The following is a 19,655-nucleotide window of genomic DNA, read 5'->3' on the forward strand; positions in this document are numbered from 1 at the left end:
CACCGGCCCTACGTCAGCGAACCTCCCGTCGCATCCACCCAGCTCCCGGTGACCCACCGCCCCGCGTCGGAGGCCAGGAACGCCACCACATCCGCGACATCGGCCGTCTCGCCCACCCTGCCCAGTGCCGATATCGCGGCTGCCTGCTCCCACCCGCCCGCAGTGCCGTGCAGCAGCCCGTAGGTGTTGTCCGTGTCGATGATTCCCGGCGCGACCGAATTCACCGTGATGCCCCGAGGGCCCAGCACCTTCGACAGGTCACGGGAGAAGACGTCCAGCGCGCCCTTGGTCATCGCGTACGCCATGTTGTCCGGCATCACGGCGGTCCGGGCCAGGCCCGACGAGACGTTGATGACCCGGCCGCCGTCGCGCAGCCGCCCGATGCCCTGCCGGACGATGAAGAACGGTGCCTTCACGTTCACGGCGAAGACCCTGTCGTACTCCTCATCCCCGATCTCCCCGATCGGCCGGGTGCTCCCGATCCCGGCGTTGTTCACCAGGATGTCCAGCCCGTCCGCATGCCGGTCGAACTCCTCCCAGAGCGCCTCCGCATCCCCCGGCCGACCCAGCTCCACCCCGATTGCGAACGCGGAACCGCCCGCCGACTCGATCGCGGCCACCGTTTCCTTCGCAGCCGCCCCGTTGCTGCCGTAGTGCACCGCGACCCGCGCCCCGTCGCGCCCCAGCCGCTCGGCGATCCCGCGCCCGATTCCCCTGCTCGCCCCCGTGACGAGTGCCGTCCTGCCTGCGAACACGCCCATGCCGACGCCCCCTTCGCAATTCCCTAGTGGTCGATACAAAAAGACCGTACAGCAGCCCGCCGACATTTCTCTAGCACCCGCTATACAATTCACTCCATGGTGGGCAGCCAGAAGACGACGACTAAGGCCGGGGCGGCCGGGACCGCGGACGACGAGTCGGCCGCGGCGAAGAGCAGGCAGACGTCCAAGCCCCGCGGACGCCCCCGCTCCTTCGACCGCGAGACCGCGCTGGAGAAGGCGGTCATGGCCTTCTGGGAGCACGGGTACGAGGCGACCTCCGTCTCCGACCTCACCCGCGTCATGGGCATCGGAGCCCCGAGCCTGTATGCGGCCTTCGGCGACAAGCGAGCGCTGTTCGACGAGGTCGTGACCGTCTACGGCACCCGCTACGGCTCCTTCGCCGACCGCGCCCTCGCCGAGGAGCCCACGGCCCGGGCGGCCGTGGCGCGGATGCTGCGGGAGGCAGCCGCCGAGTACACGGCCCCCGGCCGCCCGCACGGCTGCCTCGTCATCCATGCGGCCACGAACTGCGCGAGCCCCGAGGTCGAGGCATCGCTGCGCGAGCGGCGCAATGCCAACATCGCCGCGTTCGAGAGTCGTATGAGGGCAGGCATCGCGTCGGGGGAGCTGCCGGCCGGGACCGATGCCGCCGCGCTGGCCCGGCACACGGGGGCGATCATCCAGGGCATGTCCCAGCAGGCGCGGGACGGGGCGAGCCGCGAGGAGCTGGAGGCGCTCGCGGAAATTGCCATGTCCATCTGGCCCCGCACATGAACCCACACGGGTTAGGCTGCGTGCTGGATGTTAGGGCGTCCGACTAGTCGTACCGGCCAGTCGTAGCAGCCGCAGAACTGACAACAACAAACAGGCTCCAACGCATGGACACACGTAGTGGTCTAGTCCAGAATGCGTAAAGAGCGTGTACGCACGAGCTTCCGTCTTCCCCGCACAGGAAGGCGGACGGAGGATCCGGAGCTCTCTGCCCTGACTGCCCCGGCTCCTCATCCTTCGGCCATCCGGGACCGCACACCCCGCGGCCGATATTGCTCCGGGCTGCGGTGCCGGGAGGGTTGAGGGTCCCTCTCAGGCGCCGCGGCCCGCGGGTGTTTTCAGGGCCTGTACGGACCTCGGTCGTATTTAGGACCTGCACATACCCCCAGGTACGCTCACACACGTGCCCTCCATGAACGAACTGGTCCGCCAGCACACCGCCCTCGACGACTCCGACCTCGAGTGGCTCCATCTGCTGGTCTCGGAGTGGCAGCTGCTGTCCGACCTCTCCTTCGCCGACCTCGTCCTGTGGGTCCCCACCCGCGACGGCACGCGCTACGTCTCCGTCGCCCAGATGCGCCCCAACACCGGTCCCACCTCCTACCAGGACGACATGGTCGGCCACCTGGTCCCGCGCGGCCGCCGCCCCATGCTGGACGCGGCGCTCGACGAGGGCCGGATCGTGCGCGAGGGCGACCCCGAGTGGCGCGAGGAGGTCCCCGTCCGGGTCGAGTCGATTCCCGTACGACGGGACGGGCGCGTCCTCGGCGTCATCGCGCGCAACACCAACCTGCTGACCGTACGCACCCCGAGCCGCCTCGAACTGACGTATCTGCAGAGCGCCTCGGACCTGGCGCAGATGATCGCGGCCGGCTCCTTCCCGTTCGCGAACCAGCAGATGGACATGGACGCCGCGCCGCGCGTCGGCGACGGCCTGATCCGCCTCGACGCGGACGGCGTAGTCCAGTACGCCTCCCCGAACGCACTGTCCGCCTACCACCGGATGGGCCTCGCCTCCGACCTGGTCGGCCAGCTCCTCGGCAAGACAACCGCCGAACTCGCCCCCACCCGTGGCCCGGTGGACGAGGCGCTGAGCAAGGTCGCCAGCGGGTGGGCGCCGCGCGAGTTCGAGATCGAGGCCCGCGACGGGGTGATCCAGTTCCGCGCGATCCCCCTCAAGCCCAAGGGCACGCGCATCGGTTCGCTGGTCCTGCTCCGCGACGTCACCGAACTACGCCGCCGCGAGCGCGAGTTGATCACCAAGGACGCGACCATCCGGGAGATCCACCACCGGGTGAAGAACAACCTCCAGACGGTCGCCGCCCTGCTGCGCCTGCAGGCCCGGCGCATCGAGTCCGACCGCGGCCGGGAGGCCCTCGAAGAGGCGGTCCGCCGCGTCGGATCGATCGCGATCGTGCACGAGACGCTCTCCCAGAACCTGGACGAGCGCGTGGAGTTCGACGAGATCGCCGACCGGGTGCTGGCCATGGTGGCGGAGATCTCGCCGGGCAAGGTCACCGGCCGACGCTCCGGCCGCTTCGGCATCCTGGACGCGGAGGTCGCCACCCCGCTGTCCATGGTCCTGACCGAGATCCTCCAGAACGCCCTCGAACACGGTTTCCGCGAGGGCGACACCGGCACGGTCGAGGTCTCCGCGGTCCGCGGCGGCACGACCAAGGAGGCCCGCCTCCTGGTCACGGTCCAGGACGACGGAGTGGGCCTGCCGGAGGGTTTCGACCCGCACACCGCCGGCAACCTGGGCCTGCAGATCGTACGGACCCTGGTGGAAGGCGAGTTGGGCGGCACGTTCGACATGGTCCCCGCGCCGGAGCGGGGGACGCGGGTGATCCTGGACGTTCCGGTGCGGGCGCACAAGTAACGCCGTACAGAAGGACCGCCGTACGACGGGCCGGTGCACAGCAAGAAGCCCCGGACCGTTCCCAGGTCCGGGGCTGAAATGCTCGTTGCCAGCTTGTGCTGCGCATCGGGGGTACTGCGCGCTGCGGCTCGGGGGCGGGAGATGCGTACTCGCTGTACGCGCCGCCAAGCTCAGGCTGTTGCGGGGCGGGTTGTCAGGCGGAGGCCTGACGGGCCCGGTTGCGGGCGGCACGGCGCTTCATGGCGCGACGCTCGTCCTCGCTGAGACCACCCCAGACGCCGGAGTCCTGGCCGGACTCGAGCGCCCACTGCAGGCACTGCTCCATGACGGGGCAGCGGCGGCAGACGGCCTTGGCTTCCTCGATCTGCAGCAGCGCAGGACCGGTGTTGCCGATGGGGAAGAAGAGCTCGGGGTCTTCCTCGCGGCAAACGGCGTTGTGACGCCAGTCCATGGCTGCTACCTCTCCTTGGTATTACGTGCAGGTTGCTTGTGAATGTGAACGCTTTCACGAATCCCTCAACAAGTGAAGGGCCGAGCGCCAGGTTCCCTGGCGAGGTCCTGTGATTTGAAGAGGGGTTCCGGTGATCTGTGGAGGCCGGTGTTGCGGGCCGTCCCGATCGCCACGTAGAGACTCGCAAACCTCAGCGGCGGATACAACCCCTTCCGGAAAGTTTTTTTTGATTCCTCGGTGTCGACTAGGTCACAGCCGTACTTCCATGGGGTGGATCCTGGCCTAAACGTTCGAGTGAAAGGACTTCAGCCCTTTCTGCTCACACAATCACACGCAGTGCACGGCGTACGCCTGTGAACGTCACGCTCGTACGCAGCCCCAGGTGGTCGCCGTCCATCTGGAGGGGCAGAGGCACCTTCGAATGCAAGGTGAACCCGTCCAGGTCGTGCAAAGACACGACGTGCTTGCCATGGGGTCCGCGCTCGGGGGACGAAGTGAGCAACTGCGTGGCATACCGGGCAGCCGAGACCGTGGACATACGGCTGAGACCCACCAGGTCGAGCCCGGTGTCGAACGAGGCCTTAGGCGCCGCGTACACCGGACGATTGCCCAGATACGTCCACGGCGAGGTGTTGCAGATTATGGACAGCACCAGATCGGTCACCGGCTCCTCGCCGGGCCGCTCCAGTGTGATCGACCCATGCCGCCGATTGGGCTCCTGCAGGAACTGGCGTGCGACCTGGCGCAGATAGAGGGCGTGGGTGGATTTCCGGCCCTGCTCGCGCTGCTGCTCGACCCGCCCGACCACGCCCGCGTCGAAGCCGAGCCCCGCGCAGAAGGTGAACCAGCGGGACGGCACCGCCTCGTCCTCGGTGCCCGGCGTGCCTTCGGCGAGGCCCATGCCGACCGTACGTTCGTTGCCCTCGCGCAGGGCGTCCAGCAGTGCGCCGGTCGCCTCCACGGCATCGTTGGGCAGGCCCAGGGCGCGGGCGAAGACATTGGTGGAGCCGCCCGGCACCACGGCGAGTCGGGGCAGGCCCTCCGGGTCGGGCCCGGCATGCAGCAGGCCGTTGACCACCTCGTTGACCGTGCCGTCGCCGCCGAGGGCCACGACCAGATCGATGTCGTCGCTCTCCGCCGCCTGCCGGCCCAGGTCGCGCGCGTGGCCGCGGTACTCGGTGGTGATCGCCTCGAGCTTCATCTCGCTCGCCAGAGCGTGGGTCAGGACGTCGCGCGTACGTGCGCTTGTGGTGGTAGCTGCCGGGTTGGCCACGAGAAGTGCACGCATGAGTTGCAGCGTACCTACTGGGAAGTACCGGGCACAGGCCGAGGTAGGGATCAGGTAAGAGGTGGGGGAGTGAGGCTCACCACGGGGGTCCGGCTCAACCTCGCCACGGTGGTCGGCGTCCCCCGGGCTCGCCGTGGAGGCGCGTGTCCCCAGGGCTACCCTTCAGGGGTGACCAGTGAGCAGACCCCCGCCACCGAGGAAGACACCGGCCCCCGCCCGCGCCGCCTCACATACGCCGCGGCGCTCGCAGCCCTGGAGGGGCTCGCGTTGGTCGTAGGGGGCGTCTGGATGCTCGTGGAGGGCCTCGCGGGTGCCCCGGACGACCGCCGCTCCGCCGTCACCGGCGGCATCACGCTCGTGGTCCTCGCCCTGCTGCCGCTGCTGGCCGCCCGCGGTCTGCTCGGCCGCAAGAGCTGGAGCCGGGGCCCGGCCGTCATCACCCAGATCATGGCGCTGCCGGTGGCCTACAACCTGCTGCAGGCCGACAGCGTGGCGATCCCGGCGGGCATCGCGATCGCCGTCGTGGCCGTCGTCGCGCTGGTCCTGCTGGTCAATCCGGCCACGACCCAGGCCCTCGGAATCCGGGGCCCGGGCCGCGCGCAGGACGGCAAGCAGTAGTCGAACGGCACTGCGGCAGCCCTTGGGGGCTGCAGCGGCCGTAGAGCGGAGTGCTACTCCTCCACCAGCAGCTTCTCCCGCAGCTGGGCCAGCGTGCGCGCCAGCAGGCGGGACACGTGCATCTGCGAGATGCCGACCTCCTGCGCGATCTGCGACTGGGTCATGTTGCCGAAGAAGCGCAGCAGCAGGATCCGCTTCTCCCGGGGCGGGAGGTCCTCCAGGAGCGGCTTGAGCGACTCGCGGTACTCGACGCCCTCCAGGGCCTCGTCCTCGGCGCCCAGGGTGTCGGCCACGGCCGGGGACTCGTCGTCCGTGTCGGGGACGTCCAGGGACAGCGTGGAGTACGCGTTGGCGGACTCCAGGCCCTCCAGGACCTCCTCCTCCGAGATCGCCAGCTTCTCGGCGAGCTCGTGGACCGTGGGGGAGCGGCCGTGCTGCTGCGAGAGCTCCGCGGTCGCCGTCGTGAGCGCCAGGCGCAGCTCCTGCAGGCGCCGCGGGACGCGCACCGCCCAGCCCTTGTCGCGGAAGTGCCGTTTGATCTCGCCGACGACCGTCGGGGTCGCATACGTCGAGAACTCGACGCCGCGCTCCGGGTCGAAGCGGTCGACCGACTTGATCAGACCGATGGTGGCGACCTGGGTGAGGTCGTCCAGCGGCTCGCCGCGGTTGCGGAAGCGGCGCGCGAGGTGCTCGACGAGCGGCAGGTGCATGCGGACCAGCTTGTTGCGCAGCTCCGCGTACTCCTGGCTGCCGTCCTTCAGGCTGCGCAGCTCGATGAACATCGCGCGCGCCCCGCTCCGGTCCTGCGCTGCGTCGTGCTGCGTGGCCTGCGGCACCCTCTGCGCGTCCTGCCCGTCGCCCTCGGCGTTTCGCTCGTGCTCGCTCATCGTCCCGCCCGTCGCCCTTCTCCGAGCCCTCGCCTCTGCTCGGACCGGGGTGACCCCGTTCCGCCCGTCCAGGGGCGTGCTCTGCACGGCACCTTCCCGATCCCGCTGCCCGTCGCCTGGGAAGCCGGCCGCCGCTGTGTCGTCGGTCTCGTCCTCCGGATGCGGCCGGGCCTGCTCGGGGATGCCGTCGATGCCGTCGGTGCCGTTGACGGTGTCCCCGATGCGTCGGGACCCGTCTGCGCCCTCGGCCGGCAGCTCTCGTGTGCCGCGCTCTTCGTCACGCACCGGCCCGTCCCCTGTCCTCACGCCGGCCCGGGTCCCGCGCCGCGCTGTTTGTAGAGGCTGATCGAAACGGTTTTGTCCTCGTCCACGGCGGAGGAGACCTTGCCCGCCAGAGCCGACAGGACGGTCCAGGCGAAGGTGTCCCGCGAGGGGGCGTGGCCGTCCGTGGTCGGGGCCGAGACGGTGACCTCGAGCGAGTCGTCGACGAGGCGGAAGACACAGCTCAGCACCGAGCCGGGCACGGCCTGCTGGAGCAGGATCGCGCAGGCCTCGTCCACCGCGATGCGAAGGTCCTCGATCTCGTCGAGGGTGAAGTCCAAACGGGCCGCGAGTCCGGCAGTCGCCGTACGCAGCACCGACAGGTAGGCACCCGCAGCCGGCAGCCGGACTTCCACGAAGTCCTGGGTCGCGGGCTCGCCTGCGATCTGGGACACCCTCACCTCCAAGGTGGTACAAGCTTCTCGGGGCCGAGGGTCGCCCCCCGGGGTAACGCGATCTGTGGTTCAGCGGTGACGCTATCGCGCTCTCAAGTTTCCCGTCCCCGGGACCCCGACCCCTTGCCGTCACTCACAGTAAACCTGTGGACACGCTCCGTGTCTAGGGGTCTGCGGCTCCAATTGGGAAGAACGCGCGCCGGGTTGACGTACCCAGACGTCAGACGGTCGAACCGTCCGGATCGTGGGTCGTCCCCCGGTCGTCCAGGGTCACACGAGAACGTGGTCCACGAAGCACCAACGCCAGTTCTCACCGGGTTCGAATGTGCGCATGATCGGGTGGCCGGAGTCCTTGTGGTGCTCCGTGGCGTGCCGGCCGGGCGAGGAGTCGCAGCAGCCGACGTGGCCGCAGGTGAGGCACAGCCGCAGTTGTACCGGGTGCGTGCCCGCTGCCAGGCACTCCGGACATGTCTCGGTCAGTGGACCGGGTTCCGGAAGCGGCAGCGCGTCGGCGTGCGTGCACTGTTTCATGATTGCCAGATTACGACGGTTGTGCGGATGGCCGCGCGGAAAAACGAGGGCGGGCGAGGACGATGGACGTGATGCCACTGCTGTTGCTGGTGGCGGGGAGCGCCGCGATCGCCGCGGTGGCCCGGCGCACCCCGGTGCCGGCCCCGCTGCTGCTCGTCGCGGTGGGGCTCGCCGTCTCGTACGTCCCCGGGGTGCCGGACTACACCCTCGACCCGGACATCGTGCTGCCGCTGGTGCTGCCCCCGCTGCTGCACAAGGAGGCCGTCGAGAGCTCGTACCTCGATCTGCGGGCCACGATGCGCCCGGTGGCGCTCCTGTCTGTGGGCTACGTGCTCTTCGCGACCTTCGTCGTCGGCTGGGTCGCCTATCTCGTCGTGCCCGGACTGCCCCTGCCCGCGGCGCTGGTGCTGGGCGCGGTGGTGGCGCCGACGGACGCGGTGGCGGCGGCGGCGGTCGCCCGCCGGGTGGGCCTGCCCTCCCGGATCACGACCATCCTCCAGGGCGAGTCCCTGCTGAACGACGCGACCGCGATCACCGCGTACCGGGTGGCCGTCGCGGCTGCCGTGGGCGAGGGCGCCTCCTGGATCGGCGGCATCGGGGAGTTCCTGCTGGCGGCGGTCGGCGGTGTCGTGGTCGGGCTGGTGCTGATGCTGCCGATCCACTGGCTGCGCACGCACGTGAAGGAGGCGCTGCTGCAGAACACCATGTCCCTGCTGATCCCCTTCGTCGCCTACGCCGTCGCCGAGCAGGTGCACGCCTCCGGTGTCCTCGCGGTCGTGGTCGTCGCCCTCTACCTCGGACACCGTGCGTGGGAGGTCGACTTCGCCACCCGCCTCCAGGAGGAGGCGGTGTGGAAGGTGGTCGCGTTCGTCCTGGAGTCGGCGGTGTTCGCGCTCATCGGCCTGCAACTGCCCGTGGTCCTCAAGGGCCTCGGCGAGTACGAGGGCGTGGACGCCGCCTGGTACGCGGTCGCCGTCTTCCTGGTGGTCGTCGTGACCCGGTTCGTGTGGGTGTATCCGGGAACGTTCGTGCCCCGCATACTGTCCGCGCGGATCAGGGAACGCGAGGACAACCCCACCTGGAGAGGGCCGATCGTCACCTCCTGGGCTGCGATGCGCGGCGTCGTCTCGCTCGCCATCGCCTTCTCGATCCCGCTCACCGTGCACGGCGGCGGTCCCTTCCCGCAGCGCAACCTCATCCTCTTCCTGACCTTCACGACGGTCATCGGGACCCTGGTGGTGCAGGGCCTCACCCTGGCCCCGGTGATCCGCCTGCTGAAGTTCCCCGGCCGGGACGTGCAGGCCGAGACCCTCGCCGAGGCCAACGCCCAGGCGCAGGCCTCCCGAGTCGCCGAGCGGCGCCTGGACGAACTCCTCGCCGACGAGCGCAATGCCATCCCGCCGCCCCTCGCCGACCGTCTCCGGCAGGTCCTGGAGCGCCGCCGCAACGCCGTCTGGGAACGCCTCGGCCAGACCAACCCGGTCACCGGCGAATCCGTCGACGACACCTACCGCCGGCTGTCCCGCGAAATGATCGGCGCCGAGCGAGCGATGTTCGTACGTCTCCGGGACGGCCGCTACATCGACGACGAGATGCTGCGGACGCTGCTGCGCAGGCTGGATCTGGAGGAGGCTGCGGCTTATCGGGAGACCGCCTGAGCGCTGCGCGGGGTGTGCCGTCTTTCGTCTGCGGCGCCATCGTGGCTGGTCGCGCAGTTCCCCGCGCCCCTTAAGGGGCTGCCGTACTGCAGTGGACTTCGCGCACCCTGCTCAGCACGCCTTGCCTAAGGGAAGGGTCGTCCGGTGATGACGGCTGCCACCGTCGTTCCCCGCGCGAAGGCGTTCTCCTCCGCCAGGGTGACAAGTCCATACAGCAACTTGGCGACATAGAGGCGCTCCACGGGCACCCCGTGGCGGTCCTCGAAGTCCTCGGCGAAGGCGTCGAGTTCAGGGGGTACGCGCGCGTAGCCGCCGAAGTGGAAGCGGTCGTCGAGCGTCCAGTCGCCGCACCGGCCGCCGAAGGCCTGCTCCTGAAGGCTCTCTATGTCGGTGGTCAGGAAGCCGCCCTTGAGGACGGGTACACCCAGAGCGTGCTGATCAGGAGCCAGCCCGGCGGCCAGCCCGGCGAACGTGCCGCCGGTCCCGCAAGCGAGTGCGACGACATCCGCCCGCCCGCGCAGCTCCTCGCCCAGCGCCCGGCAGCCGCGTACGGCTTCGGCGTTGCTGCCGCCCTCGGGGACGACGTACGCGTCCTCGGCACCGGCCGTGCTCAGCACGCGCGCGAGGACGTCCGGTTCGGTCTTGCGGCGGTAGGTCGACCTGTCGACGAAGTGCAGTCGCATGCCGTCGGCCGCGCACCGGGCCAGGGAGGTGTTGAGGGGGCGGTCGGCCAGCTCCTGGCCGCGGACCACGCCGACGGTCGACAGCCCCAGGAGGCGGCCCGCGGCGGCCGTCGCGCGCAGATGGTTGGAGTACGCGCCACCGAAGGTGACGAGCGTGCGGCCGGCCGCGGCGGCGAGATTCGGCGCGAGCTTGCGCCACTTGTTGCCGATCAGCTCCGGGTGGATCAGGTCGTCGCGCTTGAGGAGGAGGCGCAGGCCGTGGCGTGAGAAACGGTCGTCCTCGATCTCCTCCAGGGGGGAGGGCAGCTGGGGGCGCAGGGAACCGAGGTCGAGGCTGTTCACGGCACCATTGTGATGCCGGGCAGTGCCCTTCAGCCCGTCCGGCGTCACTTCAGCCGGTCCCGCACCTGCTCCCTCAACCACGCCATCGTGAACCCCCGCGGATCCACCTTCCCCGGCTGCCACTCCAGGTGCCCGATCACCGACCGTTCCGTCCACCCGTGATACCGGCACACCGCAGCCGCCGCCTTCTCGATGGCCTCCAACTGGGCCTGAGGCCACGGATCCTGGCCGTCGCCGAGGTTCTCGCACTCGAAGCCGTAGAAGTGACGGTTGCCGTCGGTGTTCGCCTCGTTGTCCGGCGGGAGCGCCTTCTCGGCGATCACCGCGCGCAGCACGTCGTCGTCGCCGAGGCCCGCGTGGTTGGCGCGGCCGTAGCCGACCAGGTGGACCGTGCCGTCCTTGGTGATGACGCCGTGGCACAGCGGGCCGGGCAGCTCGGCGTAGCCGTCCCGGCAGATCTCGACGGTGCGTTCGCTGCCGCTCGTCACCGTGTGGTGGATCATCACGCCGTACACCGGGCCCCACGGTCCCTTGTGGTTGCGGTTGTGATGCTCCCAGTCGCCCACCTCGACGACGGTGAGGCCCTCCGCCCTGAGGCCGTCGAGGAATCTGCCCGCGGACATGGGTGAGGCCATGACCGGCTCCTTCGTACCGTGCCGACGGCCGCCCGGCGCGGCCGCCCGTGCAGGTGGTTGTACCGAAAGTGATGGAGTGGTCACACATCGTTCTCATGGTGAGCGAGTAGATCCGGCCATCCGGCCATCTCGCGCGCGGCGCCCACTGGACAGGATCCCCATTTGTGCCCAGTCGGCGGTGATCCATTCCCGCTCTTTCGGGTAATGGCACGGACACGTTCCGTGATGGAAGGCTTGGCCGCGGAGATCGACGCAGCCGCGCAGTCGGGCGCCGGCTGTATGACCGGGAGGGCAGTTCTCATATGTCGGTAGGCGAAGAGGTCCGTTCGGAGCAGGGCAAGCCGCAGCAGAGTCTCGGCACGGCCGCCGCACGGAACCTGGCCACCACGACCAAGTCGGCACCCCAGATGCAGGAGATCAGCTCGCGCTGGCTGCTGCGCACGCTGCCGTGGGTGAACGTCCAGGGCGGTACGTACCGGGTGAACCGTCGGCTGACCTACGCCGTCGGAGACGGTCGCATCACCTTCGTGAAGACCGGCGACCGGGTCGAGGTCATCCCCGCCGAGCTCGGCGAACTTCCCGCCCTGCGGTCGTACGAGGACGAGGAGGTGCTCGCGGAGCTCGCCCAGCGCTGCCGGCAGCAGGAGTTCGCACCGGGCTCCGTCATCGCCTCCTTCGGCAGCCGGACCGACGAGGTGTACCTGCTGGCGCACGGCAGGGTGGAGAAGATCGGCACGGGCCCGTACGGCGACGACGCGGTCCTCGGGGTGCTCGCCGACGGCGCCTACTTCGGCGAGGCGGGCCTCCTCGACCCGGACGCCATCTGGGAGTACACCGCCCGCGCGGACACCGCGTGCACGGTGCTGATCCTCTCCCGCCAGGACGTCGACCAGGTCGCCGAGCGCTCCGACTCCCTGCGCGGGCACCTCCAGGAGCTGCGCGCCATTCCCGAGCAGCGCACCAACAAGTACGGCGAGAAGGAGGTCGACCTCGCCGCAGGCCACAGCGGCGAGCCCGACATCCCGCACACCTTCGTCGACTACGAGGGCAGGCCCCGTGAGTACGAACTGAGCATCGCCCAGACCGTGCTGCGCATCCACTCGCGCGTGGCCGACCTCTACAACCAGCCGATGAACCAGACCGAGCAGCAACTGAGGCTGACGGTAGAGGCATTGAAGGAGCGCCAGGAGCACGAGCTCGTCAACAACCGCGAGTTCGGGCTGCTCAACAACTGCGAGTACGACCAGCGGCTCCAGCCGCACGACGGCGTGCCCAGCCCCGACGACCTGGACGAGCTGCTCAGCCGGCGGCGCGGCACCAAGCTGCTGCTCGCCCACCCGCGCGCGATCTCAGCGATCGGCCGCGAACTCAACAAGCGCGGCCTGGTCCCCGAGACGATCGAGGTGGCCGGCAACCGCATCCCGACCTGGCGTGGTGTGCCGATCTACCCGTGCAACAAGATCCCGGTGAGCGAGGCCCGTACGACATCGATCATCGCCATGCGTACCGGCGAGGCCGAGCAGGGCGTCATCGGACTGCAGCAGGCCGGTATCCCGGACGAGATCGAGCCGAGCCTGTCCGTGCGCTTCATGGGCATCAATGAACAGGCGATCATCAAGTACCTGGTGACGGCGTACTACTCGGCCGCGGTCCTGGTGCCGGACGCGCTCGGAGTCCTGGAGAACGTCGAGATCGGCCGGTGGAGGTGACGTTTCTGCACCTCGGAGCCGTGTCCCCGCCCGCCGGGGCGGGTACACCCCGGTCGTATGCGCCCAGCCACAGCGGAAGCGCCACCGTCCGCGGACTGACCGAGGGAGATCCCATGGCCGAGTTCATGACGGAGGCGAAGCAGCACAGCACGGGGACGCAGTCGGCCGACGGGCAGGAGGCGGCGGCGATCCTGGAGCGCACCCGGGCCTCAGTCGATCCCGAACTGCGCGCCGCCATCGACTCGTTGCCCGGCTCCATGCGCCGGATCGCGCTCTACCACTTCGGCTGGGAGCACGCGGACGGTACTCCGGCGGCGGGCAACGCGGGCAAGGCGATCCGGCCCGCGCTCGTCCTCACCGCGGCCGCCGCGCTCGGCGGACCGGGGGCGCTCGACGCGGCCGTACGGGCGGCCGCGGCGGTGGAGCTGGTGCACAACTTCACGCTGCTGCACGACGATGTGATGGACCGGGACACCACCCGCCGGCACCGGCCCACCGCCTGGACCGTGTTCGGCGACGCCGATGCGATCCTCGCCGGGGACGCCCTGCAGGCGCTGGCCCTCGGGCTGCTCGCCGAGGACCCGCACCCGGCCTCCGGGCCGGCCGCGGCCCGGCTCGCGGCCTGCGTCGTCGAACTGTGCGCGGGCCAGCACGCGGACACGGAGATGGAGCGGCGCGGCCCCGGCGAGGTCACCCTCGACGAGGTGCTGACCATGGCCGAGGCCAAGACGGGCGCGCTGATCGGCTGCGCCTGCGCCCTGGGCGCGCTGTACGCGGGTGCGTCCGCCGAGGACGTCGAGGCGCTGGACGCATTCGGCCGTGAGGCAGGGCTCGCCTTCCAGCTCATCGACGACGTCATCGGCATATGGGGCGACCCGCGCCGTACCGGCAAACCGGTCGGCGCGGACCTGGCGGCCCGCAAGAAGTCCCTGCCGGTGGTCGCCGCGCTCACCTCAGGCACCCCGGCCGCCGCGGAGCTGGCAGAGCTGTACGCAGTGCCGTACGAGAAGGGGGACGAGGACGAGATCGCGCGTACCGCGCTTGCCGTCGAGCGGGCCGGCGGGCGCGACTGGGCGCAGGTCCAGGCCGCCGACCGGATGGCCCGCGCCATGCAGGATCTGGCCCGCGCGGTGCCCGACCCGGCGGAGGCGGGCGGCCTGCTCGCCCTGGCGGAGTTCGTGACGCGGCGCAGCAGCTGAGAACCCGTCAGCGACCCCTCGCAGACCCCGGAGCCCACCGGGGCGGCCGCGCGGCTCCTGACCCCGCACGGCCGCCGAGGCTCCGGCCCGGCGGGTCCCGCACATCCCCACGGTGTGCGGGGCCTGCCTCCCCCCTTTTTTTGAGGCTCGGTTCGCCTCCGGGGTGCCACAGGCACGCCCCTTCGGCTCACTCGCCGGAGGGTGCCGTATAGGCTCAACTGCCGTACAACCGATGTTGGTTGAGGCGAGAGGGCGGCGCATGGGTGTGGCGATCCGGACGGCGGGCGAGGGCGACCGGGAGCTGGTCGTGCGGCTGCTGGACGAGGCCTTCCAGGACGATCCGGTCAGCGGCTGGGTCTTTCCCGGGGACGAGTACCGCCGTACGACCCACCACAGGCTGATGGCCGCCTTCACCGAGATCGTGCTCGCCGAGGGCTGGATCGACGTCACCGAGGACGGCAGCGCGTGCGCGTTGTGGCTGCCCATGCCCGCAGAAGAGCACGAGGGCGAAGAGGGCGAAGAGGGCGACGACGGGCCCGCCCGGCTGCGTGCCGCCGTCGATCCCGGGAACGAGCGCATCGAGCTGATCGGCCGGCTGACGGCGGAGATCCACCCCGTCGGCCGCGCCCACGCATACCTGTGGATGATCGCCGTGGCGCCGGAGCGCCAGGGCGAGGGGATCGGCAGCGCGCTCGTCCAGCAGGTCCTCGACCGCTGTGACCGCGAGCGACTGCCCGCCTATCTGGAGGCGAGCAACGCCCGCAGTCGCGCCCTGTACGAGCGCCTCGGCTTCGAGCTCACCGGCCGCCCCCTCGACCTCCCGGACGGCCCGCAGATGTGGCCGATGTGGCGCGAGCCCCGCGGCTGACCCTGCCTTCGCGGCCGGCCTACCCCTCCGGCGTCTCCGTTACGACCGTCGCCACGATCCGCTCCACCAGTCCCTCCGGCACCCCGACCCCGGGCAGCACGCCTTCCAGGACACCCGGCAGTGTCAGGTGCTCCAGGATCAGCCCGAGCATGGCGAGGTAGAGCACGGCGACGGTCTCGTCCCCGCCGGGCAGTCCCGCCGTCCGGTGGAACTCCATGCCCTGCTCCAGGTCGGCGCGGACCGACTCCGTGTACGAGGCGCGCAGTTCGGGGCGCCGGGTGGCTTCGAGGCGCATCTCCAGGAGAGCCAGGTAGCCCGTGCGGTCGCCGGTCACGCGGGCCATCAGGTCGTGCATCAGGGCCGTGACCAGGGCGCGGTCCTTCGGCGCCCGCATCAGTTCGCCGAGCACCTCGGGGTCGGGCGCGAGGCGCCGGTGCAGCCGGGCGTCGATCTGGCGGAGCAGGTCGTCGCGGCCGGTGAAGTAGTTGGACGCGGTGCCCACGGGCACCCCGGCCCCCACATCCACCGCGCGGAACGTCAGACCGCGCGCCCCCTCGCGGGCGAGCACCTCGACCCCCGCGTCGACGAGAGCGGCCCGCCGTCCCGGATTGCTGGCCATGCGGACTCCAAAATTAATTGGCTTGTAACCACTACAGATGAAGCACTATAAGTGTAGTTGTTCAGGCAGTACAGCCATCTGGAAAGGGACCGGCTTGCGAAAGCTCACCTACTTCGTCGCCTGCTCCATCGACGGGTTCATCGGGGACCCGGGCGGCGACGCCTCGTCCATGCTCGCCTTCGTCGACGAGGAGTTCTTCGGCTTCCTCACGGGGGAGTATCCCGAGACCCTGCCGACTCACGGCCGCCGGCCCCTCGGCATCGACGACCTGCCGAACAAGCGGTTCGACACGATTATCCAGGGCCGGGCCAGCTACGACGTCGCGCTGCGGGAGGGCATCACCAGCCCCTACGCCCACCTGCGCGAGTACGTCGCATCCCGCAGCCTGAAGGAGTCCCCGGACCCGCACGTCGAGATCATCGCGGAGGACCTGGTCGGCAAGGTCCGCGAGCTCAAGGCCGAGGAGGGCGGGCTCGGTATCTATCTGTGCGGTGGCTCGCAGCTCGCCGGTGAACTGCTCGGCGAGATCGACGAGTTGGTCATCAAGACGTACCCGCAGGTGTACGGCTCGGGAATGCCGATGTTCGGCAGCGGCTTCGCGCTCACCGACTTCACTCTGGAGGCCGTGCGCACGTTCGGCAACGGCGTCCTCGTCCGTACGTACGCGCGCGGGCGCTGACCGGCCTACGCTTAGGGCATGGACAGCTCAGAACACGTCTGTCCCGTGTGCGGACAGCCGGTGGAGACGGTGGTCAAGCGCCACAAGACGCTGGGTGCGTGGGTCCCGCTGTGGGTGGCGGGCCCGTGTCACAACCCCGCGTGCGAGGCCTACGTGGACGACGGCGCCGAACCGGCCCAGGCGCCCGGAAAAACCGCCGCGAAAAATTCCTGAACCACGTGTCGAGAATCCCGGACCGGCTCCGACGTCCCCTGTGAGAGCCGCCCACCACGGCGGCGCGAGCCGAAGGAGCCAAGTCATGAAGTACCTGGTCATGGTGCAGTGCACACAGGCGGACTACGAGGGCATGCGCGGCAAGGCCAACGCCACCTCACCGGCCTGGAGCCAGGAGGAGGTCCAGGCCATGTACGCCTTCATGGGCGCCCTCAACGACGACCTCGCCGAGACCGGCGAGCTGATCGACGGACAGGGCCTGGTCGAGCCGGCGAAGACCCGGCTGGTCGGTCTCGGTGACGACGGCAAGCCCGTGATCACCGACGGCCCGTACGGCGAGACCAAGGAGCTGCTGGCGGGCTACTGGGTCCTGGACTGCGCGAGCCTGGAGCGGGTCACGGAGATCGCCGAGCGCGTCATCCAGTGCCCCCAGCCGGCCGGGGCGTCGAACTACCCCGTGGTGATCCGGCCCATCCAAGACGGTTCCGCCGCGGACGTCTGAGTAGCCCATGGGCACGACCATCGAGGTCGAGGACCTGCTGCGCCTGCACGCGCCGCAGGTCCTCGGCGCGCTGGTCAGGCGGTACGGCCATTTCGACGCCGCCGAGGACGCCGTACAGGAGGCGCTGCTGGCGGCAGCCGGGCAGTGGCCGTCGGCGGGCGTGCCGGACAACCCGCGCGGCTGGCTGATCAAGGTGGCCGCGCGGCGGCTGACGGATGCGCTGCGGTCGGAGGAGGCGCGGCGGGCGCGGGAGGAGTGGGTGGCCGCGTTGACCTCACGGCTGGCGACCGGGCCGGACCGGGCGCCCCGCGAGGACGACACCCTCACCCTGCTCTTCCTGTGCTGCCACCCGGATCTCACCCTGCCCGCCCAGATCGCGCTCACCCTGCGTGCGGTCGGCGGTCTGACGACGGCGGAGATCGCCCGTGCGTACCTGGTGCCCGAGGCGACGATGGCGCAGCGCATCAGCCGGGCCAAGCAGAAAGTACGGGGCGTGCGCTTCGGGCGGCCGGACAACTGGGAGGGCCGTCTGCCCGCCGTACTGCACACGCTCTACCTGATCTTCAACGAGGGCTATACGGCGACGTCCGGAGCGAACCTCCAGCGCCGCGACCTGGCCGGCGAGGCGGTCCGGCTGACCCGTACCGTCCACTGCCTGCTGCCCGAGGACGGAGAAGTGGCGGGCCTGCTGGCCCTGATGCTGCTCACCGACGCCCGCCGCGACGCGCGCACCGGCCCGCACGGCGAGCTCGTGCCGCTCGACGAACAGGACCGCGCCCGCTGGGACAAGGCCGCGATCGAGGAGGGCGTTGCGCTGGTCACCGGGGCGCTGGCACGGGGGCGGGCGGGGCCGTACCAGCTGCGGGCCGCCATCGCCGCCGTACACGACGAGGCGCCGTCCGCGGAGGCGACCGGCTGGCAGGAGATCCTCGGCCTCTACGAGGTGCTGGTCCGCCTGGTCCCGGGCCCCGTCGAACGCCTCAACCGCGCCGTGGCCGTCGCCATGGTGCACGGCCCGGAGGCCGGGCTCGCCGAACTGGACCTGCTGGAACCAGGGTTGGGCCACCGCCTCGACGCGGTCCGCGGCCACCTCCTGGAGCGCGCGGGCGCGTACGAAGCGGCCCGCAGCGCCTACGAGTCGGCGGCCGCGGGGACCCTGAGCCTGCCCGAACAGCGCTATCTGCAGGGGCGGGCGGCCCGCTTGGGGTCGTAACGTGGGCCCATGACCGGTCAGTTGGGGGACATGCGCCGCCGTGCGTGGCGGTGGGCCGTGGCGGTGTGGGCGATTGCCGTGGCCGTCGGCGGAGGACTCACCCTGTGGCTGCACGACTCCGCGGAACCGCGGCCGCCGGCCGGCTGGGAACGGGCGGATCCCTCCGAGGAGCCGGCCGCCCCGCTGCTGAAGGCCACCGAGTGCCCGCACGACGACGGGGCCACGGCCGTTGCGTGCGTCTCTGCGTGGCCCTAGCCCCTTTGAGCGGGCAACCCGCCCGTCTCCGGATCGCGCCCCGTCAGGCAGTATGTGCCGCCCGTCGGGTCCTGCATCACCGTCCAGTGGGTGCCGCGGGCGACCGGCTGCGCGCCGAGGTGTTCGTGGGCGGCGCGGGTCGCCTCGATGTCGGTGCAGGCCAGGTCCAGGTGGGCGGTGGTGGGGCGTTCCTCGCCGAGGCGCTGGAGGAGGATGCGGACCGGGAGGCCGCGCGGCGGCTGCAGCACGTGGAACTCGGGGAGTGAGCCGGGCCGGGACTCCCACTCCGGCAGCAGGCCGCTCCAGAAGGCGACTTCGGCGTCGTAGGCAGAAGGCGCGATGTCGATGCACACCTGGTCCAGGCGGCTGCTCTGCACGACGGGCGGGCGTGTCGCCTCCCCGCGCCACGGCATAGTGCACAGCAACTGCCCTGCGGGCGAGCGCAGTACGGCCCACGTCCCGTGATCGGCGACCACCTCCGCCCCGCGCCGCAACGCCGATCGCGTGAACTCACCTACGTCGGCCACCGGGAAGTCCAGATGCGCACCGCCCGGACCCGAGGTAACCCCCTGCACTTTGACGCAGGCGTCGGCACCGTCGTGCAGGAGGGTCGTGAACTCCTTCTCCTCGCCCCGGAGTTCGGAAAGGTGCGTGCCCGTGACGGCCGTCCAGAACTCGCAGGCGGGCCCGAAGAGTGCGTACGGCCGGTCTATGAAGGCGTAGGTCCACAGGACCTGTCGGCTCATCCCTTCCGCTCCATGAACCGCAGCATGTTCCCCGCCGGATCCCGGAACGCGCAGTCACGCACCCCGTACGGCATGTCCGTCGGTTCCTGGAGCACCTCGGCGCCGGATTCCTGGACGCGGGCGAAGAGGGCGTCGCAGTCCTCGGTGGTGAAGTTGACCCCCCGCAGCATGCCCTTGGCCAGCAGCTGCTCCATCGCCTCCCGGTCGGCGGGGGAGAGGTCGGGGTTGGCCGCGGGCGGCTCCAGGACGATCGACACGTCCGGCTGCAGCGGCGACCCCACGGTCACCCACCGCATCCCCTCGTACTTGACGTCGTTGCGGATCTCCAGACCCAGGACGTCGCAGTAGAAGGTGACAGCCTTGTCGTGGTCGTCGACGGCGATGAAACAGTTGTTCAGTTTCAGGTCCATGGGTCCAACCTAAGGTCGATAC

General features: G+C 70.4%; 23 protein-coding genes. 12 read left to right on the forward strand and 11 right to left on the reverse strand.

The features are described 5' to 3' along the window. Positions 1 to 8 precede the first annotated feature (8 nt). A complete protein-coding gene (locus tag P2Q00_RS47055) occupies positions 9 to 761 on the reverse strand; it encodes an SDR family oxidoreductase (RefSeq protein WP_275781055.1) in 753 nt (250 codons plus the stop codon). A gap of 96 nt (positions 762 to 857) precedes the next feature. Here P2Q00_RS47055 and P2Q00_RS47060 point away from each other — a divergent pair, with 96 nt between their 5' ends. Beyond that, positions 858 to 1,535 carry a TetR/AcrR family transcriptional regulator gene (locus tag P2Q00_RS47060; RefSeq protein ID WP_275781056.1) on the forward strand — a complete coding sequence of 226 codons (678 nt, stop codon included), beginning with the start codon at positions 858 to 860 and terminating at the stop codon, positions 1,533 to 1,535. A gap of 409 nt (positions 1,536 to 1,944) precedes the next feature. Continuing rightward, entirely contained in the window at positions 1,945 to 3,411 is a 1,467-nt protein-coding gene (locus P2Q00_RS47065; RefSeq protein ID WP_275781093.1) for a sensor histidine kinase, read from the forward strand. Between the two features lie 193 nt (positions 3,412 to 3,604). Here P2Q00_RS47065 and P2Q00_RS47070 read toward each other — a convergent pair whose 3' ends face one another. Then, entirely contained in the window at positions 3,605 to 3,862 is a 258-nt protein-coding gene (locus P2Q00_RS47070; RefSeq protein ID WP_016639615.1) for a WhiB family transcriptional regulator, read from the reverse strand. 319 nt (positions 3,863 to 4,181) lie between these two features. After that, entirely contained in the window at positions 4,182 to 5,150 is a 969-nt protein-coding gene (locus tag P2Q00_RS47075) for a diacylglycerol/lipid kinase family protein (RefSeq protein WP_275781058.1), read from the reverse strand. 168 nt (positions 5,151 to 5,318) lie between these two features. On the opposite strand from P2Q00_RS47075, the gene P2Q00_RS47080 reads away from it, so the two are divergent. Next, positions 5,319 to 5,768, forward strand: a complete 450-nt coding sequence (locus P2Q00_RS47080) for a hypothetical protein (RefSeq protein ID WP_275781059.1) — start codon at positions 5,319 to 5,321, stop codon at positions 5,766 to 5,768. A 53-nt stretch (positions 5,769 to 5,821) separates the two neighbouring features. Here P2Q00_RS47080 and P2Q00_RS47085 read toward each other — a convergent pair whose 3' ends face one another. The 3 genes from P2Q00_RS47085 to P2Q00_RS47095 form a co-directional block, all read right to left on the reverse strand. Then, the gene (locus tag P2Q00_RS47085) at positions 5,822 to 6,961 is read right to left on the reverse strand and encodes an RNA polymerase sigma factor SigF (RefSeq protein ID WP_275781060.1); all 1,140 of its coding nucleotides are present in this window, start codon (positions 6,959 to 6,961) and stop codon (positions 5,822 to 5,824) included. Then, positions 6,958 to 7,371: an ATP-binding protein gene (locus P2Q00_RS47090; RefSeq protein ID WP_004925829.1), complete on the reverse strand. Its 414-nt coding sequence runs from the start codon at positions 7,369 to 7,371 to the stop codon at positions 6,958 to 6,960. The genes P2Q00_RS47085 and P2Q00_RS47090 overlap by 4 nt, the downstream gene beginning before the upstream one ends. A 270-nt stretch (positions 7,372 to 7,641) precedes the next feature. Beyond that, the gene (locus P2Q00_RS47095) at positions 7,642 to 7,902 is read right to left on the reverse strand and encodes a UBP-type zinc finger domain-containing protein (RefSeq protein WP_275781061.1); all 261 of its coding nucleotides are present in this window, start codon (positions 7,900 to 7,902) and stop codon (positions 7,642 to 7,644) included. Between the two features lie 62 nt (positions 7,903 to 7,964). On the opposite strand from P2Q00_RS47095, the gene P2Q00_RS47100 reads away from it, so the two are divergent. Continuing rightward, positions 7,965 to 9,560 carry a Na+/H+ antiporter gene (locus P2Q00_RS47100; protein WP_275781062.1) on the forward strand — a complete coding sequence of 532 codons (1,596 nt, stop codon included), beginning with the start codon at positions 7,965 to 7,967 and terminating at the stop codon, positions 9,558 to 9,560. A 125-nt stretch (positions 9,561 to 9,685) separates the two neighbouring features. Here P2Q00_RS47100 and P2Q00_RS47105 read toward each other — a convergent pair whose 3' ends face one another. Both P2Q00_RS47105 and P2Q00_RS47110 read right to left on the reverse strand, forming a co-directional pair. After that, positions 9,686 to 10,585 carry a 1-aminocyclopropane-1-carboxylate deaminase/D-cysteine desulfhydrase gene (locus P2Q00_RS47105; protein ID WP_275781064.1) on the reverse strand — a complete coding sequence of 300 codons (900 nt, stop codon included), beginning with the start codon at positions 10,583 to 10,585 and terminating at the stop codon, positions 9,686 to 9,688. A gap of 44 nt (positions 10,586 to 10,629) precedes the next feature. Continuing rightward, positions 10,630 to 11,220 (reverse strand): N-acetylmuramoyl-L-alanine amidase, encoded by a 591-nt coding sequence (locus P2Q00_RS47110; RefSeq protein ID WP_275781065.1) that lies wholly within the window; start codon positions 11,218 to 11,220, stop codon positions 10,630 to 10,632. Between the two features lie 302 nt (positions 11,221 to 11,522). Between P2Q00_RS47110 and P2Q00_RS47115 the strand changes: the two genes are divergently transcribed. From P2Q00_RS47115 to P2Q00_RS47125, 3 genes are all read left to right on the forward strand, one after another. Further along, positions 11,523 to 12,929 (forward strand): family 2B encapsulin nanocompartment shell protein, encoded by a 1,407-nt coding sequence (locus P2Q00_RS47115; protein WP_275781066.1) that lies wholly within the window; start codon positions 11,523 to 11,525, stop codon positions 12,927 to 12,929. A gap of 113 nt (positions 12,930 to 13,042) precedes the next feature. Continuing rightward, positions 13,043 to 14,128: a family 2 encapsulin nanocompartment cargo protein polyprenyl transferase gene (locus P2Q00_RS47120; RefSeq protein WP_275781067.1), complete on the forward strand. Its 1,086-nt coding sequence runs from the start codon at positions 13,043 to 13,045 to the stop codon at positions 14,126 to 14,128. Positions 14,129 to 14,387: 259 nt separating this feature from the next. Then, complete coding sequence (locus tag P2Q00_RS47125) at positions 14,388 to 14,996, forward strand: GNAT family N-acetyltransferase (protein ID WP_275781069.1); 609 nt, start codon at positions 14,388 to 14,390, stop codon at positions 14,994 to 14,996. Positions 14,997 to 15,015: 19 nt separating this feature from the next. Here the strand turns inward: P2Q00_RS47125 and P2Q00_RS47130 are convergent, their stop codons facing one another. Beyond that, the gene (locus P2Q00_RS47130) at positions 15,016 to 15,615 is read right to left on the reverse strand and encodes a TetR/AcrR family transcriptional regulator (RefSeq protein ID WP_275781070.1); all 600 of its coding nucleotides are present in this window, start codon (positions 15,613 to 15,615) and stop codon (positions 15,016 to 15,018) included. Positions 15,616 to 15,709: 94 nt separating this feature from the next. Here P2Q00_RS47130 and P2Q00_RS47135 point away from each other — a divergent pair, with 94 nt between their 5' ends. The 5 genes from P2Q00_RS47135 (at position 15,710) to P2Q00_RS47155 (ending at position 18,477) form a co-directional block, all read left to right on the forward strand. Further along, positions 15,710 to 16,294 (forward strand): dihydrofolate reductase family protein, encoded by a 585-nt coding sequence (locus P2Q00_RS47135; RefSeq protein WP_275781071.1) that lies wholly within the window; start codon positions 15,710 to 15,712, stop codon positions 16,292 to 16,294. A gap of 18 nt (positions 16,295 to 16,312) precedes the next feature. After that, complete coding sequence (locus tag P2Q00_RS47140; RefSeq protein WP_275781072.1) at positions 16,313 to 16,507, forward strand: hypothetical protein; 195 nt, start codon at positions 16,313 to 16,315, stop codon at positions 16,505 to 16,507. 85 nt (positions 16,508 to 16,592) lie between these two features. After that, positions 16,593 to 17,009 carry a YciI family protein gene (locus P2Q00_RS47145; RefSeq protein ID WP_275781073.1) on the forward strand — a complete coding sequence of 139 codons (417 nt, stop codon included), beginning with the start codon at positions 16,593 to 16,595 and terminating at the stop codon, positions 17,007 to 17,009. Positions 17,010 to 17,016: 7 nt separating this feature from the next. After that, entirely contained in the window at positions 17,017 to 18,222 is a 1,206-nt protein-coding gene (locus tag P2Q00_RS47150; protein WP_275781074.1) for an RNA polymerase sigma factor, read from the forward strand. A gap of 9 nt (positions 18,223 to 18,231) precedes the next feature. Then, complete coding sequence (locus tag P2Q00_RS47155) at positions 18,232 to 18,477, forward strand: hypothetical protein (protein ID WP_275781075.1); 246 nt, start codon at positions 18,232 to 18,234, stop codon at positions 18,475 to 18,477. Here the strand turns inward: P2Q00_RS47155 and P2Q00_RS47160 are convergent. Together P2Q00_RS47160 and P2Q00_RS47165 are read right to left on the reverse strand one after the other, a co-directional pair. Continuing rightward, a complete protein-coding gene (locus P2Q00_RS47160) occupies positions 18,474 to 19,223 on the reverse strand; it encodes a VOC family protein (protein ID WP_275781076.1) in 750 nt (249 codons plus the stop codon). The two genes, P2Q00_RS47155 and P2Q00_RS47160, sit on opposite strands and share 4 nt — an antisense overlap. After that, entirely contained in the window at positions 19,220 to 19,633 is a 414-nt protein-coding gene (locus P2Q00_RS47165; RefSeq protein ID WP_275781077.1) for a VOC family protein, read from the reverse strand. Before P2Q00_RS47165 ends, P2Q00_RS47160 begins: the two co-directional genes overlap by 4 nt. Between the last annotated feature and the right edge of the window lie 22 nt (positions 19,634 to 19,655).

It is taken from the genome of Streptomyces coacervatus, from assembly GCF_029223485.1.
In the GTDB taxonomy this organism is placed as follows: Bacteria; Actinomycetota; Actinomycetes; order Streptomycetales; family Streptomycetaceae; genus Streptomyces; species Streptomyces coacervatus.

Coding starts and splice junctions, on each gene's coding strand:
- P2Q00_RS47125 (WP_275781069.1), top strand. CDS start 14,388: ATGGGTGTGGCGATCCGGACGGCGGGCGAGGGCGACCGGGAGCTGGTC.
- P2Q00_RS47155 (WP_275781075.1), top strand. CDS start 18,232: ATGACCGGTCAGTTGGGGGACATGCGCCGCCGTGCGTGGCGGTGGGCC.
- P2Q00_RS47165 (WP_275781077.1), bottom strand. CDS start 19,633: ATGGACCTGAAACTGAACAACTGTTTCATCGCCGTCGACGACCACGAC.
- P2Q00_RS47110 (WP_275781065.1), bottom strand. CDS start 11,220: ATGGCCTCACCCATGTCCGCGGGCAGATTCCTCGACGGCCTCAGGGCG.
- P2Q00_RS47100 (WP_275781062.1), top strand. CDS start 7,965: ATGGACGTGATGCCACTGCTGTTGCTGGTGGCGGGGAGCGCCGCGATC.
- P2Q00_RS47160 (WP_275781076.1), bottom strand. CDS start 19,223: ATGAGCCGACAGGTCCTGTGGACCTACGCCTTCATAGACCGGCCGTAC.
- P2Q00_RS47065 (WP_275781093.1), top strand. CDS start 1,945: ATGAACGAACTGGTCCGCCAGCACACCGCCCTCGACGACTCCGACCTC.
- P2Q00_RS47130 (WP_275781070.1), bottom strand. CDS start 15,615: ATGGCCAGCAATCCGGGACGGCGGGCCGCTCTCGTCGACGCGGGGGTC.
- P2Q00_RS47075 (WP_275781058.1), bottom strand. CDS start 5,150: ATGCGTGCACTTCTCGTGGCCAACCCGGCAGCTACCACCACAAGCGCA.
- P2Q00_RS47055 (WP_275781055.1), bottom strand. CDS start 761: ATGGGCGTGTTCGCAGGCAGGACGGCACTCGTCACGGGGGCGAGCAGG.
- P2Q00_RS47095 (WP_275781061.1), bottom strand. CDS start 7,902: ATGAAACAGTGCACGCACGCCGACGCGCTGCCGCTTCCGGAACCCGGT.
- P2Q00_RS47150 (WP_275781074.1), top strand. CDS start 17,017: ATGGGCACGACCATCGAGGTCGAGGACCTGCTGCGCCTGCACGCGCCG.
- P2Q00_RS47140 (WP_275781072.1), top strand. CDS start 16,313: ATGGACAGCTCAGAACACGTCTGTCCCGTGTGCGGACAGCCGGTGGAG.
- P2Q00_RS47060 (WP_275781056.1), top strand. CDS start 858: ATGGTGGGCAGCCAGAAGACGACGACTAAGGCCGGGGCGGCCGGGACC.
- P2Q00_RS47145 (WP_275781073.1), top strand. CDS start 16,593: ATGAAGTACCTGGTCATGGTGCAGTGCACACAGGCGGACTACGAGGGC.
- P2Q00_RS47120 (WP_275781067.1), top strand. CDS start 13,043: ATGGCCGAGTTCATGACGGAGGCGAAGCAGCACAGCACGGGGACGCAG.
- P2Q00_RS47070 (WP_016639615.1), bottom strand. CDS start 3,862: ATGGACTGGCGTCACAACGCCGTTTGCCGCGAGGAAGACCCCGAGCTC.
- P2Q00_RS47115 (WP_275781066.1), top strand. CDS start 11,523: ATGTCGGTAGGCGAAGAGGTCCGTTCGGAGCAGGGCAAGCCGCAGCAG.